We start from the raw sequence: 18,225 nt of genomic DNA, 5'->3' as shown, positions 1-18,225 counted from the left end.
CTATACCGCCCTTCATGATGATTTGCCTGTTGCTGAACGATATACATTCATCGTCTGTTCAAGAGCCCGGTCAATATGAAACTCGCGCTCCACCCACCGTCTCCCTTCTCTTCCCCATGCCCGCAGCTCCTCTAGCCGACGGCAGCCATGTGCAATGTCACTTGAAAAAAGATAGCGAGAATATCGGCTGTAAGAGCCGTGGTCACCAAAATAATGCGACCATGCCTGCTCATAAGTGTCCGGCTCTATCCAGCCATAATAGCCATGGTTGCCAACGGCAAGCACCGGCTTCTCGCAAGCCATCGCCTCAAGCGCGACCCGCCCTGTGCCGACAACGATATCCGCAGCATTATAGCACTCTCGCATTTGCGACTGCTTGCCCAGCATGTGGATGAATTTCCGTCCGCTCTCCTCCTGTATGAATGAAGCGAGTGCATTTATCGCTTCATATTTGGGACCGTCCCCCACGACGATAAGCTGCAGCCGATCCCACCCATATTGATGCAGATCCTTCATGGCTCGCAGCAAAGTGTCGCATGCCGACCCCTTCCCCCATGCCAGCCTGCTTGCATAGACCAGAACGACCGCATCCTCCGCGATGCCTAAGTCTGAGCGCAGCTTCGAGTGCTTAGACGGATAAAACGCCGTCAAGTCGATTCCATTCGGTATGATTGCAGATGTGAAGCCAAGCTGCTCAATATAGCGCTGAACAGGGGGGCTGACGCTGATAACCGCTTTAGCGGAGGCAAGCAAGCTCTTCATGCCCACTTGCGGATAATAGGTGCCATGGGCGGTAAGGATCATTGGAATAGCTAATTGGTCTGCCGCTTTTGCGGCGAACAGGCCGGATGGCGTCTGATGGACATGAACGATATCAATCTTTTGACTACGAATAATGTCTTTAAGCCTCGCCAATCGATCCGCATAGGGAGGAGAGCTGGTTGCTCGGAAATCAAATGAAAATACGGAGCATCCCGCTTCCTCGAATTGTGGCCGCAGAGGCCCGCCAGACGAAATCAGGCTTACCCGTTGACCGCTGTTTATTAATGCTGTTGCCAAGCTTAATACATGTGTTTCCGTGCCACCGGCATCCATACTGTCTAGTGCCATCAACACGGATAACGGCGAGCTCGTCATTTCATTCACTCCTTTTTGGCGTAATAGGCTAATGAGCGTTGATTCGTATGCAAGCGGTAGTAATATAAAATTTCAGGCATATTTTCAATGCGGGCGTGATGATGCAAAAATTTAACGATAAAATCATAATCCTCAGCACCGGCGACGCGGCGGCTAAGTCCTCCGATACGATCGAATACGTCACCGCGAAACATAATGGTTCCATGGCAAATGCAATGGCCGCCATTTCGGTAAACGCTGCGGATTTCCTCGCCATAGCTTAGCCAATTAGCCGGGACGTATTTCCGCTTTGGCGCTTCGTCTTCAAAGGATGCATAGTTCGTTCCGACTAATGCGACATCCGGTTTGTTAACCAAATATGCTACTTGCTTCTCCAAGCGGGACGAGTGCGAAAAATCATCAGAATCCTGTACAGCAATATACTCCCCTCTGGCAAGAAAGAAGCCCGTCGTAATAGCGCCTGAGAATCCAGCGTTTCTAGGCAGCCGAACAAGGAGGACGGACTCCGTCCCGATTACATTATTTTTTTCGCACCATGCTCTGACAACGTCAACCGATCTATCGGTCGAGGCATCGTCCACGATAATAATTTCTTTGTTCAAATAGGTCTGCCGATGCAAGCTATCCAGACATTCTGTCAGATATGCCGCACGATTATGGTTCGTTATCACAACACTTACTTTTCCAGGCTCTCTCTGTACCATTTGTCTCCTCAAATCCCCCTTCTGCTTTGGATGGCATGCAGAGCTTCAAAATGATCTCCGATGATTTGCAATGCAGCCAGTGAGTGATCATTCCCGCGTTTATTGTGCTTATGCGGTCGATAGCGGTTCAGCCGATCCACCTCAACCTTATGCGCCGGCTTGACGGACAAGCCTGCTTGCACAGCAAGCGCGTAAGCCTTCGGCGGGCATAGCAGCGTGGACCAATGAACGACCTCCAGCACCCGTCTATTCATGGCGAACGGCACAGGGACAAGCGATGCATTCGCAAGCTCCCCGCGGCCCAAAGCCATATTGAGCGCTATTTTCAATGTCGTAACAGCACTCCACGGAACGCGCATGCGAAGGTGGTGATCCAGCTTATTAACAGCCAAATCACATTCCTTGAGCACCGCATCCACAAAAGGGACAAGCTCCTTCCATGAGATGACAAAGTCGCCATCCACAAACAATAATTGCTCACCGGATGCCGCATGGGCGCCGATTGCGCGGCCAACATCTGTACCCAGCGGCTCCTGATAAACGATAGTCGAAGCGCCCAGCTCACGAGCGATCCTTTCGGTCCGATCATCGCTTCCATTTACGACAACGATAATTTCAGCCGGCGATAGCTGCTTTATTTCTTGGATGACATGCCCAATGGTCGCTTCCTCGTTCTGCGCCGGAATAATGACGGACAAGCGCTGCTGAACGCGGCTGCGTTTTCCGAGCCGGGAGAAACCCATTCCATGCGCAAGCACGGGCAACGATTGCTTGTCCTCCATCAGTCGCTTGACGAGGTCACGTCTCCGCCCGCCGTCTGTACAGCCCTGCCTATATAATTCGTACATAATCGATGACACGGGAGCGTATAAGCACATCCTCCGTTCCATCGTATCCGGGCACACTCAAGGTTTGAACGACTACATAGGAGAAGCCTACCTTAATCAAAACACCCGCAATCGCTTCGCTATTCGAGAGAACGACCTCTACATTTCTCCCTTGGTACGTGCGCAGCTTTAGATAAAATGACACATGATCAGCTCCTTCCGGTTGTTAACCACATCCTATTCGAAAGATTAAGAGAGTGAACGGCAAATGGCTATTTTGAAAAAATTTTCATAGATTCCGCTTCCTTCATGTAGGCCATTGCACAAAATACTGCTAATACCCTCGTGCAAAGAGCGCTTCCCGGGTACGAGGTCCTTACATTGCACAAAGTGCAGCAGAACCTCCTCGTATCATCTCCGTTTCGTATGCAGCAAAAAAAAGCAGGCCATGGTGGGAACCATGACCTGCCTTCCTTTTGCCGAGCAATTATACTCTGCCAATTACAGTCCGCTTATTTACTTGTTATAAATCGCATACATGATAACTGCTGCTTCCGCGCGAGTCGTATGGCCAAGCGGATTAAGCTTGGAGCCGTCTCCCTTTACGATTCCGTTCGCAACAAGAAGGGCTGCGCTGCTCTCCGCATATGAAGCCAGCTGCTTCAGATCCGTGAACGGCTTCAGCTGTTCTGCGCTTCCCGCTTCCAGCTTTTTGCCGGAGACATGGAGCGCTCTTGCTGTCATCGCGATCATTTCTTGTCTCGTAATCGATGCGTTCGGATCGAAGGCACCATCTTCGCGCCCAGTCACTATGCCTAGCTTCTTCGCGATCGCCACTGCATCGTAGTAGTAGGCATCCTTCGCCACATCGGAGAAGTTGCCGTCAACCGCTGCGCTTAGTCCGAGTGCTTTGACAAGCAGCGAAATGAAATCTGCCCGCTTCACCTGCTCGGCAGGCGCGTAAGCTTTTTCCGATACGCCGTTGATAACGCCCTTGGATGCCATTACCTCAATCGCTTGCTTCGCCCAGACATGCTTGCCCAGGTCGTCAAACGATTTGTTCACGAAAGCAACCGCATAGGTGCTGAAATGATGAACGGTAAACGTTACGGCGCCTTTCGCTTTGTCATACTTGCCGCTAGGTACGGCAATGATTTTGCCTGCCGAGTCAATGTACCATACCGTAATAAGCTCAGGCCTTCGCAGCTCCTCCGCGCTTGGGCTGTAGGCAATCGACACGTTTACTGCAGCTTCTGGATTGCTCCATTCCACCTTAACCCCGTCAACGTAGAGGTTCAGCTCGACGGCAAGGCGATTGCCGAGTGCGGCTTGCGCAGCCTCGCTAAGCTTCGTCTTGTCTACGCCCGAGATAACGATGGATACGCTCTTCGCATCCGCAGGCAGTGACGCCAGCATATTGCTCGGCACAGTAACCGTACCGGCGCTCGTTACAATCTCATACTGTACCGCTAGCTTCGCCGCGCTAATCGACTCTTTTGGCAATTGCACCTCATAGCCCTTAGCGCCGTTCACTTTCGGAACTTCAACGGTTACTACTTGAACGACATCGTTTGAGCCTTGGCCTGGCTTCAAGGCACTGTTGATAAGCGCTTGGCTTATTGTCGTTTTGCCAAGCCCGCTAGCGGCATCGATGACCGGAGCTGGTGCGGAAATCGCTTTTCCGCCCGGTGCAGTCGACGGTGCTGTGGTCGGCGCCGGTGTTGCCACTGGCGTCGGTGCAGGCGTTGGTGATGCTGTCGGCTTTGTCGATGGTTCTGTTGACGGATCTGTCGTTGGTTCAGGTGTCACCGTTGGTTCCGGCGTTGGCTGCACCTCGCCAGGCGTAATGATATACGTAAACGGTGCAACAAAGCTGTCCTTCATGCCTGCTTTAACCGCAATTACGCGGAGCACAGCCAGCTCCGACAATGTAAGCGGTCCGTTATACAATTGGCCGTTCGTGCTGCTCGGCATAGTGCCATCCGTCGTATAGTAGATGGACGCTCCTTCTGTTGCTGACGCTAACTCAACCGTTTTCGTTCCTTTGTAGGCTCCAACCTTAAGCGAAGCTGTCGGAAGCGATGCGACGCCTTCGATTGGCGCAACCGCCTCGGTCTCCTCAAGCGCAATCCAGTCTAGGTTCGCTCCATCATTATTGCTTGTGAATTGGATCGTTTGCATCCCTTCCGCAAGCTGTACAATGCCGGAGGTTTCGGTATAGCTGTCCCAGCCTCCGCTCGCGCCAAGCGGCGTAGTCGACAGCTTATGGCCGTCTACCGACAACGTTCCGCTCACGCCCGCTTGCGGCGTCGCATAGCGGTAGGTCGCTTTGTAGAAGCCGGTCTTCGCAATGCTGACGTCAAAATAAAGCGAGCCCGCCGCCGCGATAAAGCCTACGTTTTTGAATTTCAGCGTTTGCCCGTCCATATTGCTTTGAACGGCTGCCGCATCCGCGCGGCTATAGCTTTCCGCTTCAATTTTCATGGCAGCGCTTTGATCCATCACTTGCACGATATGCGGCTCAAATTTGATTCCGCTTAGCGAGTAGCCCGATGCGCCAGCTGCTAGTCGAATCTTTTGATCGCCTTCCTTCAGGTCAATAACGACCCGTAATTCCACAACTTGATTGTACAGATTAGGAACGGTGATCGTTTTCCGAACCGCGCCGTTTTCCGCCTCAAGTGCGATGCCGTTTAGCGCCTGCCCATTAGATGTCGCTTTTAACGTCACGACATAAGGGCCTGCAGCCGGAACGTGTACCAAATAATCGGCATAATCCCCCGCATCGATTTGCGTAAGCCCGCTCGAGCTGCCCGATCCTGTTACCGCAAAGCCTTTCAGCTTATTGAATTGATCCAATGAATTGAAGGTCAACAGATGAATTGGCGTTTTCACATTTTCCGTGCCAAGCAATGCTGTCCTGGCCGTTAATGCAGTGCCTCCTGTAGAATCATCGTAGGCATTTACTGGAACGTTTACCTGCAGCTCCAATTCATTATAGTAGACCGTTTCATTCCAGTTCAGCGTAAGCTTCACGGATTGCGGAGTCAGAAGCTCTGCCGACCGGAGCGATACACCCCCTTGCGTCGTCCCAGAACCCGACAAGGTGATCGCATTCAGATTTTGCTCTACGAATGTACCCCCTGCAATCGAAAGCACTAACTCCTTGCCGTTAACGCCATAAGCAAGCGCGCTGTCAGACAGCGATAGCGATTCAGCGTCATTATTCGCTTTAAAGAGAACCTGAGTCTTCATCGTTTGGCCTAGGCTGCCCGATGCCGCCTCATATACACTGGATGTGACCGTAACGGCGCGATCAGAGTCGTAATCGCGAGCCGCAAAGCCTCCGACAACTAGCTTAGCCGTATGGTCATCCACGCGATACACGCTGTCTACAACCGTTCCGGCATACCCAGCAATCGACCAATTGGCCGCCGTCAATTCTTCTTTGAAGCTGTCATTGTACAATTTGACGATCAGCTCGCTTCCAGCCTCTGCGCCTTCCGTAATACCAGCTGTTTCGGCAAGGATAGCCGGACCTACAGCGATCGCTTTCAAATTGAAGGCGCTGCCGACGATTCGAATGCGCAAAGTATGAAGGCCTTCCGTCAGCGTGACGTTATCCGTCACCGTTGCCCAAGCATCCCAACCATTGCTGCTTGGCAGATCGGTTGTTTGGAGCACTGCAGCATCGCTTGAAAGCTCTGCCTTCGCACCGGCTTGCTCGGTGGCGTATTGATACGTAATACCGTAGCTGCCGTCTGCCGGAACCTGTACCTGATATTCCATCCAGTCGTTCGGGTCGGCATAGCTGACCGCCGAGCCATTCACTAGCACATTCAAAGCAGCCGTAAATTTGCTCGCCTCAATAAGTCCAGGAAGCTGAATCGGTGCCGCTTCGGCCTTTGTGAACGTGATGCTCTTAATGTTGTAATCGTTTTTGCTCGCAGCCATCGTTAATTTATGTGTCCCCGCAGGAAGCACAACGCGAACGCGCTGATTCGTGAAATTTTCCCATTCGTACGTCGGCTGCTTAATTGGCAGCGTGACAAGCGGCTGACCCTCTAGGCTGAAGTCTACGGAAGCATCCCTTTGCTTGCCAGCAAGGGCCAAATCAAGGTCATACTCGCCCGCTTCGTCCACATGGACGACATAGTCGAAGGCGGCTGTTCCGCTTGCGTCGAACGAGCCCAAATAACCGTTCGGGTTAACCTGATACACGCCTTCAGCCGAAGCAAAGCGAGTCGCATCAATCGTTGCTGGAACGTTGGCGATTTGCGTACGATCCCAGCGGTAAGTAGCGGCTGATTTGGCCGGAATAACGGCATTGATCTGTAAACCGTCAATCAACATTTTGAAAGGCTGCGGATCATTGGTTTGGTTAATGACAACCGTAACAATTTCGCTGCCATCCGGGCTTGCGAAAGCGACGTTTGTTACCGTTGCTGCTGAGCCATAGTTGCTATCGATCCGCACATAGCCCGGCTTCACGAATTTGGTGAACTGGCCCATCAAATAATATTCCGGAAGCTTCCAATAGTTATCCGGATTCGAGGAATCCTGAACGATCGGTGTCGGATCCGGTATGCCTACCCATTGATGAGTAGAAATATCGCTGTCGAGCATCGTAACCCAGCTGTTGTAGCTTCTTGCATAGTTGCGGAAATATTGCGCGATTCGATCGGCGCCCGAAGTGCCCCATACTGCACGCTCCGTCAAATAGACGCTTTTCTCCGGGAACAGGTTTTGTAGGGTCGTCATCATGGACAGCTCGCCGCCGTAGTCATGGAACGCCGTTCCTTCAATCGCGTCGTAGGCTCCCTCTACCGGATTGCCCAAAATTTGCGCGGGGTAAGCCATCGTATCGCCAGGATTATGGTCGAACATCCATAGCTTTACGTTTTTGATCTTCTCATTGCTGTTCTGATCCAGCTTCGCGCGAAGCAGCTTCGCTAACCGAGAAGCTTGCTGCCATGACATCGCTGTACTTGGATAATCAATTTCGAGCAGCGGCTCATTTTGCAGCGTCATGCCTTCAAAGTAAATGCCATGCTCCGCATACGCCTCCAAAAACTTCACATAGTAGGCGGCAAGCACCGGAAGATACTCTTCCTTCACCTGGCCTCTCACCATGCTGTCAGTTGTTTTCATCCAGCCCGGCGGGCTCCAAGGCGAAGCGAAAAACTTCACATCCGAATTGATCGCTTGCATCTTCTTAACGGTTGGAATAATGCCAAAATCGATATCCTTCTGTATCGAGAACTTCGACAGCTCAACGTCTGTCTCGCCGGCAGGCAAATCATTATACGAATAAAACTTTTGCGCTGTAAAATCGGATGTTCCAATCGTAAGGCGAACGAGGCTCATGCCAATGCCGTTTTCCTTGTCGATCAGGCTGCGAAGAAGCTCTTCCTGCTTGCTCGGCGACATTTTCACAAGATTATGGATCGTCGCTTCTTCCATCGAAGATCCAATGCCTAGCATCGACTGATAGGTTTTGTCCGGATCGATCGTAATCGTTGTTGCTTTGCTGTTATCCGGCAGCGTAAAGTCTAAATTCGCTTGCTGCTCCAGCTTCTTGTCTCCCGCGAGGTAACGATCTGCGTAATACCACTGGCGGTTGCCCGCATCGCGCTCGCTGGAAATCCATGATTCAACGGCTCCGGCAACAAGAACCGGCTGCTCTTCCCCGCCATTGCCCGGCTCCGTACTGCCGCCACCGCCTGCTGGAACGTCACCAGTACGCGTAAACTCTACCCAGTTGAAGTTGATATCGCCGGCTATAAACTCCAAGCGAAGCTTCTGCACGCCAGCCTTGCTCAGCACGACGTTGTCGACTGTAGCCGTTTGCCAGCTTTGCCAGCCGCCTGTCGAGCCTACGCTTAGCGTGCCGACTGTCGCTCCTTCCTCTGTCTTGTTCTTCATGCCGGTCGCTCCGCCGTTGCCCGCATAGCGGAAGGCTGCGCTGTATGTGCCAGGCTCATTGACCTTGACCGTATAGTCCAGCCAAGCGCCGCCGGTTGTCCAGCCGACATTTTTGCCGCCGCCGGTATCCTGCGTATCTTCTGTATTTAGCCCGCTGCTCTTAGCGACAAAAGACTCCGCTTCCAGCTTGCCTGGCAGTGGCTGCGAAGGCGCCTCCGGCTGAACCGGCTTAGCCGGCAATGCAGGCGTAGCCTGTTCGCTCGTTAAGCCATAGCCGATAGGGAACAGCAGATTTGGACTGCTCTCTGTCATGATCGGATAATTCGTCAAATAGAATGGCCATTTGATCGGGTTTTTCCCTTTGAATGCTTTGTCTCCAATCAGCACGTCAGCGACGCCCTGGCCTTCCGTTCCCGGCAGCCATGCTGCCACGAGCGCATCCCAATCATCCATTTGATCCGCTATCGTGAGCGGCCGACCGGATACAAGTACGACGACAAGCGGGATGCTCGGATCAGCTGCGCGAATATTCGCGATCGTTGCCAAATCCTCTTCATCGAGGTTCAGGCTTGTACGGTCTCCCGCCGTTTCTGCATATGGCGTTTCGCCGACTACCGCAATCGCGACATCGTAGCCCGCTGCGCCTCGGCCATGCTTGTTGTAGGTTACGGTCTTGCCCGCCCCTGCAACCTCCTTAAGCCCCTCGTAAATCGTCGTTCCGGTCGTAATCGCCCCGGATGCGCCTTGCCATGTAATCGACCAGCCGCCTGCCTGGTTGCCGATATCGTTTGCGTTTTTACCGGCTACAAAAACTTTGTCCATGCCCTTCAGCTGCGACATGATCGGCGAGCCGTTCACAACATCGTTCTTCAACAGCACGAGCGATTCCGCTACCGCTTGGCGCGCAAGCGTGCGGTGCTCATCAGCGCCGAAGTAACCTGCCAAATCAGCGTCGGCCTTCGGATTTTCGAACAAGCCTGAAGATATTTTCACCTTCAAAATACGCAGTACAGCGTCGTTCAAACGCTCCTCCGTAATGCTGCCATCCTTCACGAGGCTGATCAAATGATTCAGGCTCGCCTTCCAATCACCCGTCAGCATGAACATGTCCACGCCTGCATTGACGGACACGAGCAGCTGATTTTTCAAGCCGCTGACGGCTTTGCCATCTTGATCACGCGTAATTTGCTGAATCGCGTTGTAATCGGAAATAACGAACCCTTTAAACCCAAGCTCACCCTTCAGCACATCTGTAAGAAGCCGCTTGTTCGCATGCATCTTTAAGCCTTGAATGCTGTGGTAGGACGCCATGACCGTTTGTACGCCTGCGTCAACCGCCGCTTTGTACATCGACAAATCAGAAGCAAGCAGCTCATCCTCCGTATACTTCGTTATATTTCCTTGATTCGTGCCATTATCGGTATACCCTTCGCCTATAAAATGCTTCGCAGCGCCAACGACATGCTTCGTTTGGCTGCGCTCAGCAGCGGTTTCACCTTGCAGTCCTTCGATATATGCCGCCCCAAGCGCCTTAGAGATCGCTTGGCTGCCGCTGTAGCCTTCATAGGTACGGCCCCAGCGAATGTCCTGCGGGGCTGCAATCGTCGGCGCAAAATCCCAATTGGCGCCTGTCGACCGAATTTCCTTCGCCGTTGCGGCACCAATTTGCTTCACAAGCTCAGCATTATTCGCCGCGCCAAGCCCAATGTTATGCGGGAACAACGTTGTTCCCTTCACGTTGTTATGGCCATGCACCCCGTCCACGCCATACAATAGCGGAATGCCAAGCCTCGTGGAAAGCGCTCCGTCCTGATAGCTGTCTATGAGCGTCTGCCACTTTTCTCTTGTACTGTCCTGCTGCTTCCCATTTGGGAATGAGCCCCCGCCGCTAAGCACCGAGCCTATAAAATACTGCTTGACCTCCTCTGGCGTAATATTCGCTTTCTCCGGCTGTATCATTTGTCCCGCGCGTTCCTCCAGCGTCATTCGGGACAGCAAGTCCGCTGCCCGGGCTTCAACGCTCCCTGCCGGATCCAAATACGCCGGAAGCGCTCCGCCTGCTTGCGACGAAGGCGCCGCGCCAACCGAGAGCAAGCTCGTCATCAGCGAAACGACCAACAGCATCACTGTCATCATCGACATCTTTCTTTTCAAAACCAAACCCTCCCCAAAACTATAGTAGCGTCTCACCGCTCAGCCTCTTCTGCTGCAGACGAGATTACCTACAAGTATAAAATCGAACGGTCCTTGAAAATATGGCGCATTCTTGCGATTATGTGCGTTGTTTTTTTGTATTTTGCAACCGGTTCCAAAAATGCGCGCCTCACTGCGAGCCACTAGCCATGCCTATTGTTCCACTTCGCCAGACCTATGAATTTCATTGCAAAAACAGACATTTTCCCACAGCATTTGCTAATTGACCCCATTAGAACCTACAATAGAGGTAGAGATTCAAAAATTTAACTATTGGAGGTTGGGCAATATGAGCTCATTCACATCATGGCTGCAGAACACAAAGCAAGGACTAAACGAACAGGTTAAAAAATTCAAAAATAAAGATTTCATGGATGCGGTCGTTGCGGGCTGTGCGATTGTTGCAGGCGCTGACGGTACTATCGACGCTGCAGAAAAGCAAAAAATGGCTGGTTATATTGGCCGCAGCGAGGAGCTCAAAGTTTTTGACATGAGCGATGTTATCAATCGTTTCAATCACTTTGTAGGAAATATCGAGTTTGATGGCATGATTGGCAAGCAAGAGGCGCTTAAAGCGATTGCCAAGTTCCGCAGCAAGCCGGAGGTTGGGCGTGTCATCGTTGGCGTATGCAGCGCGATCGGCGCAGCAGACGGCGACTTCGATGCGAAAGAGCAAGCAGCTGTTCGTGACATCTGTAATACACTTGGCCTGAACCCTAGCGAATTCAGCCTGTAATACCGACATGCGAAAGAACCTCCCAAATCACGTGATCTGGGAGGTTCTTCTTCATTGCAGATGTATCATATCATTGTACGTATTGCTGTTCTGCATTGCTTTTCTGCATAGTGCTCTACGCCTTGCGAAATGCCTCATTGTAGCAGCGCCTGCAGACCGGTTTATAATCCTCATTGCCGCCGATCTGAATTTGCTCACCTGCATTCATAGGCTCTCCGTCATTAAAGCGGATGACCATAGTCGCCTTGCGATCGCAATACCAGCAGATCGTCTTAATCTCTTCAATTTTGTCCGCTTGCACGAGCAGATTATAGCTGCCCTCGAACAGCTGATTTTGGAAATCATTTTTCAAGCCAAATGCCATGACAGGAATGTTGAGCTCGTCCACGACTTGAGTAAGCTCCAAAATATGATGCTTCTTCAAAAATTGCGCTTCATCGATTAGAACGCAATAAATTTTTGACGGCAACGCCGATGCTACATGCGCCTTCACGCTTTCATAGAGATTCGTATCCTCATGAACGGGAATCGCTTCACGCTCGAAGCCAACCCTTGAGCCTACGCGATCCACACCGTCTCGAGCGCCAACGGATGGAGAATAAATAAGCACCTGCTTGCCTTGCTCCTCGTAATTATGAGCGACCTTAATAATTTCAAATGATTTGCCGCTGTTCATCGTTCCGTATTTGTAATAAAGCTGTGCCAATCAAATCTCCCCCAAAAAAAGTTCAGTGTTCCTATTATACAGGATTTAACGACACGAAACGATTGGAAAATTTGAAGGCCGCACAATCACCGACGAACAATGCTATATCGTAAGGAGCCTTGTTTTTGCTTCTCCATATGCTTTGACAATTTGCTGGACCCTCTGGAACTCCGGATCGGTTGGCCCCAAATTAGCCATGAACATCCGGTGCAAAATTTGATTATACATGTTTTGCCGCGCTTCGATGAGCTGCACTTCCAGCTGGACCAAATCCTCAAGCTCATTTTCCTCGATCAGTTGATCAATATCGAACTCAAAAGGGCTAGAAGGACGCTGCTCGTCAAAAATCCGGTCAGATCCTCTGTCGATGCGGGGAAGCTCCTCATATTCCGCCTCTGTTTCCTGGTTTTGGCCAAGCGGAATGGATGTATTCAGCTCTGATAGAATGATGCCTTCTTTCGCCAGCATAACTTGGAAGGGCTTATGTTGAAGCAGATCTGCAATGACAAGCCTGCTCATGTCTTTGTTGCGTATCAGCGAGGAATCAAACGGATGAAGCACCCACTGATGGTCCCGGTTGAACAGGTTAAAGGTAAACCATTCTCCGCCGTAAATGAACCGAACGTTAATATTGGACTCCGAAATAATCTCATAAGTGAATTCCAAGTGGAATACCTCCGATCAACAGTATAATTTCAATCCATTATACCAAATCAGAGTCGTACGCAAATAGCCGTTAGTTAAAATCCTCCATAATGGCCTCCACTCTCTCGGAGCTGGCGACAACAATTAAAACAATAAGGAGCGCAGCTAGCGCAATACCGCCAAACATAGCATGATCACCTCGTTTTTTCTTTAAAACTATGCCGGCGGTCCCTTTTTTATGAGCTATTATTATGGAGACATCCCTTCCCATGCCCCGCTGCATAACAAAAAGACGAGCTCCACAAGAGCTCGTCCATCCTATATTCACATGCCTTTTATTCCAAAAAGCCTTTAGCCGCCGATGCCGAAGGAAGCTCGGCTTGACCTGCGCCTGACGCGGCTTGAATGCCTAGCCGTTGTCCGACCTTTTGGTTGATTTGCGTCATTTTCTCCGTCTGCTGCGATACGGTTTGGATAATTTGGCGGTTTGAATTCTCGTATTTATCCATGGCCGAGAAGAGATCCGACATCGCCCGCTCAACAAGCTCCATGCTCATTGCCGGCTTCGTCAACGCTTGGTTAGCCTTCTCGCTCGTTTCATTCAGAAGGCGCGCATTCTCGGCAAATTGATTGCCTAACATCTCATTCGTCGAATTGACCGCTTCAATCGCTTTCATCTGATCATCAATCGCGCTCGCAATGAGCACCGATACCGACATCAAATGCTGCGTTTTATCAATCGAGCTGTCGAGCGCATCCATCAGCTTATCATTGGTATCGTTAATAATATCCGTTGCAGCAATCGCTTGCTGATACAGCATAATCATTTCCGTGTACGTCTGAAGCTTGGTAACGACCTTGCGAAGACCGCGCTCCAAATACGTCTTGCGCAGCTCGTTCTCCGGCTTCGCAATTTCGTCCTCGAACATTTTTTTGAGGCGATTGCCGTATTCGACCAGCAGCTGCAGGTCATAAACATTGTCCAAGCTGCTGCGTTTCAGGTTGCGCATGTGCACGACGTTCTCTTCAAGATTGTCGCGACCATCCCTAAGCGACTTCACGATGACCTGTACATTCGATTTGGCCGATTGATATTTATAAATATAAGCCTTCATCGGCGCTTTGCGAAGCAGCTTCTGAACGAGGCTCAGCTGCTTGCTCTTGCTCAAATCCTCAACCTCGCTGCGCAGCTTGAGCATATTGTTCGCTACCTCAGACCTCTTGCCTGACATCAGATCGGATAACGGACGCTCCAGCATCGTTAGCGTCTGCCCGGAGCGCTCAAGCGTCTTTTGGCCTTTTTTCGTAATCTCATCCATTAGCGTATCCAAATGCATCGCATCCGTTGTCGCTACCTTCTGCATCGTGCTTTGTACTTCTTGCTCCAGCTTCTGGAGGTCTTCATTTTTTAATTGTACGAGCTGTTGTGACATTCTTATTTCCCCCTTCATTCATTTAATTAGTCCGTAAGCCGGTATCGCTGCTGCATTAATTCAGCCTTCGTACGAAGCTCCATAAGATCCTTCTGTTCAATCGTTTTCGTATAAAAAGTAAGCTTGGAATCTACATCCTTGATGCCGTCCAGCAATAGCCGCCTGTTTTGGCGCTTCGCCTCGCCGCTTAGCCGCAGAAAAGGATTGATCGTCGAGTTCAAATCCTTCCGTACCAAGCGCACAATGTTGTGATTAATGCTTGAATCGCCCAAAGCGACTAAATCCGGAATTAAACGGTTTAGACGCGACAGCAGGGCAAGTGTCTTCTGAACAATTTCATCGTCTAAATTATTTTGCTCGCCTTCGAGTAAAATCATATCTTCGATGATTCCGATGTATTCTAATGCAGAAGCAAGCTCGGGATCTAGAACCTGCGGCGGAGCTGCTGCTGCTCCAGCAGTCTGCGCGGCAGCTGGGACACTAGCCGAGGCGGCTGCGCTTGGTGTCTGTTGTATGGCGTTGTTCTGCGGATTCTGCTGCAGCTCAGGCTCGCGTGAAGAATGATTGATTTCTTTCCTGCCTCGCTGCTTTAACGAGAGCGCGATCAGCATGCCAAGCGCTGGTATAGCAATGGCTATATAGGGAGAGGAAATCCAGTAAACCACTAGAGCGACTGCGTAGCTGCCGATCGCGATTCCTAACGATGTTTTTAATGATTTCATTGCTGCACCTCCAATTTAAGCTTGCTTATCCTAATGTCTATATCCGTCATTATCTTCAATTATCTCGTTTTTGGTACAGGTAAGTCAATTTTTTAAAAATACTTGCGCGAGGCGTCCGGCAACACGCTAGGCGCCAAAAGCTCGTATAGCCAATAGGCTCTTATAAAAAAAAGGGAACTCTCGTCCCCTTCTTGTTTATTGCTTCATAATGAGCGGCTGCTCAACGTAGCCCGCCTGTATACCGAACTGCGGGTTAGGCGGTTCAATTTTTTTGCCTAGAAGCGCTTGCACAGCAAGGTAAGGCATGTTCACGCCCGAGAGGCATGTAATATAAAGACCGCCAGACATACGCGGATTTATCTCAAGCAATTTGGGGACACCATTATTATAGCGAACTTGGATGTTAAAAGCATAAGGAATACGCAGCGACGTCGCAATGCGATGGGCAATATCCATCAGCTCCGGTGTATCCTCCAGCAAATAGGTTCTTCCCGTCGATTTGCGGCGAGGAATTGCCGTAATTAATTCACCCTCGGCGCTCGCCACGCAATCGATGCTGTATTCTGTACCGTCCAGCAGCTCCATCACCATCAGATTGTCGAAGCGATCCGTTAAGGACAACGTTTCATAGGCTTGTTCGAACGTAGTGGACAAAGTTACATAACCATATAGATCACGGAGCGGGTCTCGCTCATTGTCGATAATCCGAAAGCCCATTCCGCCCTCCGACTTCGTTGGCTTAAAGCACACCTTATGACCGGCTGCCGATAGCTCCTCATAAGCAAGCTTAAACTGCTCTGCCGTATTGACTACGCGGTATTCGGGAATCGTAACCAGCTCTTTACCCTGCAGTGCTTCATAAAATTTATCCTTCTCGATCATCGAATCCAGCAGCTCGATATCGCGGCACACCATCACCTTGGTGCCAATCTGGTCAAACAGATGCACGTATCGCGAGATTTCCTCCATATGCAGGCGAGGAATGAAAATATCGATTTGATTTTTTTTGCAGAATTCCACACAGAACTGAACGTACTCAAGGCCAAAGACCGCCGGCTCCTCACCGATATGATCGGATGCCAGCAGCGACATATGGTTAGTGTCAGGATGCGTGCCAAAAAACTCAAACGGCTCGCCCTCTGGATTATTTCGAATCATATTAATGTAATGGTACGCTACCGAAAACCAACGATTCATATAAACGCGTGTCATGTCTATATACCTTCTTCCATGTCATTAAGAGTGGTGAGGCTAGAGCGTTCATGATATCCGTGCATGCTTTAAGATGGTATCGAGCAGCTCCTCTGAAGCAAGCGCACCTTTGGCTTCCGTAAATTGAATATGCGGATGCGCATCATAAAACCGGCTTAACTCGCCATGTGACGGCGAAATCGCATAATCAGCTGCAAGCAGCAGACTTTCATCCAGCAGGCTGTCTCCCGCCGCGTATACGAACGAAGAGGCAAGCTTCTCCTTCACATATTGAATGGCTGCACCTTTGCTTACTTTCTCTGGAACCAAATAAATTTTCCGTCCTTGAAGCGAATAGCTCCAGCCGAGCGGCGCAAGCTGCGACTTCAGCTCCTCAAGCGGCTCATGCGGCAGCTGATCCCTCTCGACAACGATCGAATAAAACAGATCATCGCACAGGTCATTCGATTTCACCCAATGCGAGGATGCGATCTTCGCAAACAAGCTTGATATTTCCGTATGCTCGGCGCAATGCTGCTTAACGGCAGCCCGAACGAATGTCTGCCAATCCTGATCGATCTGTCCATTCACGAGAATAGTGCCGCCGTTGCTTACGATGACGTATTCAGGTCTGAATGACTCCTTGATACCGAATATGCGGTTGAATTGATCGGGTATCCGTGTCGTCACGGGAACGAATCGGGCGATGTCCGCTAGCTGCTGCAGCTTCTCTATGGCAGGCTTAGTCATATAAGAGATATATCTGCCCTCGTACAGCTCAACGGGAACCATCTCTTCGATCTCTACCTCGCCCTTCGACCTCGCCGAAAAAATCAACGTTTGATCCAAATCGCTTGCAAAAATCATTCCGATTCCCCCTTTATCGACTTAATGATACCACAGCAAGAATAGGTCATATTCGGATATTCCTCGACGGGAACGCCGCGGTCCTTCGCAAGCAGGAGAATATGCTTCAAATTGGCATTATCAAGCCGGTCGACAAGAATTTTCCACGGCACTCTACGCAGGAGAACGCGGGTTGTCTCGCCTACACCGGGTTTTATAAGATTGATGTCCGTAATGCCGAAATCGCTCTGGATATGCGCAATATCTTTTAGACCCTGCCAAGTACTATCATTTTGTGCGGGATTCGCCTGCATATGAAGCGCCTCTGCTTTTGAGCTCGCAGCGGTCTGGTTGAAATGAGCAGAGATCGTGTCCACGAATACGCTCGTCAGGTCTGCGTCTTTCCATTGCTTATAATATTTGGCGCCGTGAAAGTCATCCGGCCCGATGAGATCGCTGCGCAGCACCGTTCGGCTTATAAGACCCGACACGGTCGAATTGAGGCAAGCGCTCGGAATAAGGAAATCCTCTCGCGTACCGAACGTGCCCGCGCAATAGCCCGGATCTGCCAGCACTGCAAGCTCGTCATTCAGCTCAAGGCCATGCTTTTGCTTCATGAGGGAGCATGCAGCCATCAGCACCTTGCGAATAGCGCCCTTCCCTGTCCAGCCGTCCACAAATTGCACCCGTTTATCAGGATGTTTCTGATTCATGTAGAGCAAAGCATTCTCGTCAATGCCTTTGCCCCTAATAATCGAAAGACTGTAGTGCGGAAGCTCGACTCCATATATTTGCTTTATATATCGTTTGATCAAGACACCGATTGGCGTACCGCCTCTTGCCAAGGAAGCGAGGACAACGTCAAATCCGTTTTTCTGGATAATCATTTCGGATACCGTTCCGACCGCTCTCGCAATTCGGACAGCAGAATCGTCGAGCGTGTCCTGGAATAATTGAATGTATTCGGCGGTAGGCTGATACTCAATAGCGAGGCTCTCCGAGTAATGGCCGCCCGTTTGCATGGCCGCTTCCCGTACCTCCGTTCGCTGCTCTAATGAAATGTCGCTAAGATCCTTAAGCAGAAAGATAACATCCTCCTGTTTATAGCTGCCCATAGGAGCAGGATCGGCTATTTTTTTGGAGCTAAAGTAAACGATATG

13 protein-coding genes are annotated in these 18,225 nt (G+C 50.7%); 1 reads left to right on the top strand and 12 read right to left on the bottom strand.

Going from position 1 to position 18,225, the window contains the following annotated elements; all coding sequences use genetic code 11:
- Positions 1 to 12 precede the first annotated feature (12 nt).
- From HI950_RS18915 to HI950_RS18895, 5 genes are all read right to left on the bottom strand, one after another.
- Positions 13 to 1,137, bottom strand: coding sequence for a glycosyltransferase (locus HI950_RS18915; RefSeq protein WP_169089920.1), 1,125 nt, complete (start codon positions 1,135 to 1,137; stop codon positions 13 to 15).
- A gap of 5 nt (positions 1,138 to 1,142) precedes the next feature.
- Positions 1,143 to 1,841 carry a glycosyltransferase family 2 protein gene (locus tag HI950_RS18910; RefSeq protein ID WP_169089918.1) on the bottom strand — a complete coding sequence of 233 codons (699 nt, stop codon included), beginning with the start codon at positions 1,839 to 1,841 and terminating at the stop codon, positions 1,143 to 1,145.
- Positions 1,842 to 1,849: 8 nt separating this feature from the next.
- Entirely contained in the window at positions 1,850 to 2,689 is an 840-nt protein-coding gene (locus HI950_RS18905) for a glycosyltransferase family 2 protein (protein WP_169089916.1), read from the bottom strand.
- Complete coding sequence (locus tag HI950_RS18900) at positions 2,673 to 2,873, bottom strand: hypothetical protein (RefSeq protein ID WP_169089914.1); 201 nt, start codon at positions 2,871 to 2,873, stop codon at positions 2,673 to 2,675. The genes HI950_RS18905 and HI950_RS18900 overlap by 17 nt, the downstream gene beginning before the upstream one ends.
- A 311-nt stretch (positions 2,874 to 3,184) precedes the next feature.
- Complete coding sequence (locus HI950_RS18895; RefSeq protein ID WP_262985712.1) at positions 3,185 to 10,747, bottom strand: glycoside hydrolase family 3 N-terminal domain-containing protein; 7,563 nt, start codon at positions 10,745 to 10,747, stop codon at positions 3,185 to 3,187.
- A 328-nt stretch (positions 10,748 to 11,075) separates the two neighbouring features.
- On the opposite strand from HI950_RS18895, the gene HI950_RS18890 reads away from it, so the two are divergent.
- Positions 11,076 to 11,522, top strand: coding sequence for a tellurite resistance TerB family protein (locus tag HI950_RS18890; RefSeq protein WP_169089912.1), 447 nt, complete (start codon positions 11,076 to 11,078; stop codon positions 11,520 to 11,522).
- 115 nt (positions 11,523 to 11,637) lie between these two features.
- Here HI950_RS18890 and HI950_RS18885 read toward each other — a convergent pair whose 3' ends face one another.
- The 7 genes from HI950_RS18885 to HI950_RS35925 form a co-directional block, all read right to left on the bottom strand.
- Positions 11,638 to 12,228 (bottom strand): thymidine kinase, encoded by a 591-nt coding sequence (locus HI950_RS18885; RefSeq protein ID WP_169089910.1) that lies wholly within the window; start codon positions 12,226 to 12,228, stop codon positions 11,638 to 11,640.
- Between the two features lie 102 nt (positions 12,229 to 12,330).
- A complete protein-coding gene (locus tag HI950_RS18880; RefSeq protein WP_169089908.1) occupies positions 12,331 to 12,894 on the bottom strand; it encodes a hypothetical protein in 564 nt (187 codons plus the stop codon).
- Positions 12,895 to 13,208: 314 nt separating this feature from the next.
- Positions 13,209 to 14,306, bottom strand: a complete 1,098-nt coding sequence (locus tag HI950_RS18875) for a toxic anion resistance protein (RefSeq protein WP_169089906.1) — start codon at positions 14,304 to 14,306, stop codon at positions 13,209 to 13,211.
- A gap of 26 nt (positions 14,307 to 14,332) precedes the next feature.
- Positions 14,333 to 15,028, bottom strand: a complete 696-nt coding sequence (locus tag HI950_RS18870) for a hypothetical protein (protein ID WP_169089904.1) — start codon at positions 15,026 to 15,028, stop codon at positions 14,333 to 14,335.
- A gap of 195 nt (positions 15,029 to 15,223) precedes the next feature.
- Positions 15,224 to 16,246: an ATP-grasp domain-containing protein gene (locus HI950_RS18865; protein ID WP_169089981.1), complete on the bottom strand. Its 1,023-nt coding sequence runs from the start codon at positions 16,244 to 16,246 to the stop codon at positions 15,224 to 15,226.
- A gap of 42 nt (positions 16,247 to 16,288) precedes the next feature.
- The gene (locus HI950_RS18860; RefSeq protein ID WP_169089902.1) at positions 16,289 to 17,086 is read right to left on the bottom strand and encodes an HAD family hydrolase; all 798 of its coding nucleotides are present in this window, start codon (positions 17,084 to 17,086) and stop codon (positions 16,289 to 16,291) included.
- Positions 17,083 to 18,180: a cysteine protease StiP family protein gene (locus HI950_RS35925; RefSeq protein WP_223285392.1), complete on the bottom strand. Its 1,098-nt coding sequence runs from the start codon at positions 18,178 to 18,180 to the stop codon at positions 17,083 to 17,085. The genes HI950_RS18860 and HI950_RS35925 overlap by 4 nt, the downstream gene beginning before the upstream one ends.
- Positions 18,181 to 18,225 lie beyond the last annotated feature (45 nt).

The organism is Paenibacillus sp. PL91 (assembly GCF_012935325.2).
Lineage (GTDB): Bacteria > Bacillota > Bacilli > Paenibacillales > Paenibacillaceae > Pristimantibacillus.
Note: the sequence above shows the minus strand (reverse complement) of the source record. Positions and strands in the feature narration are given on the sequence as shown.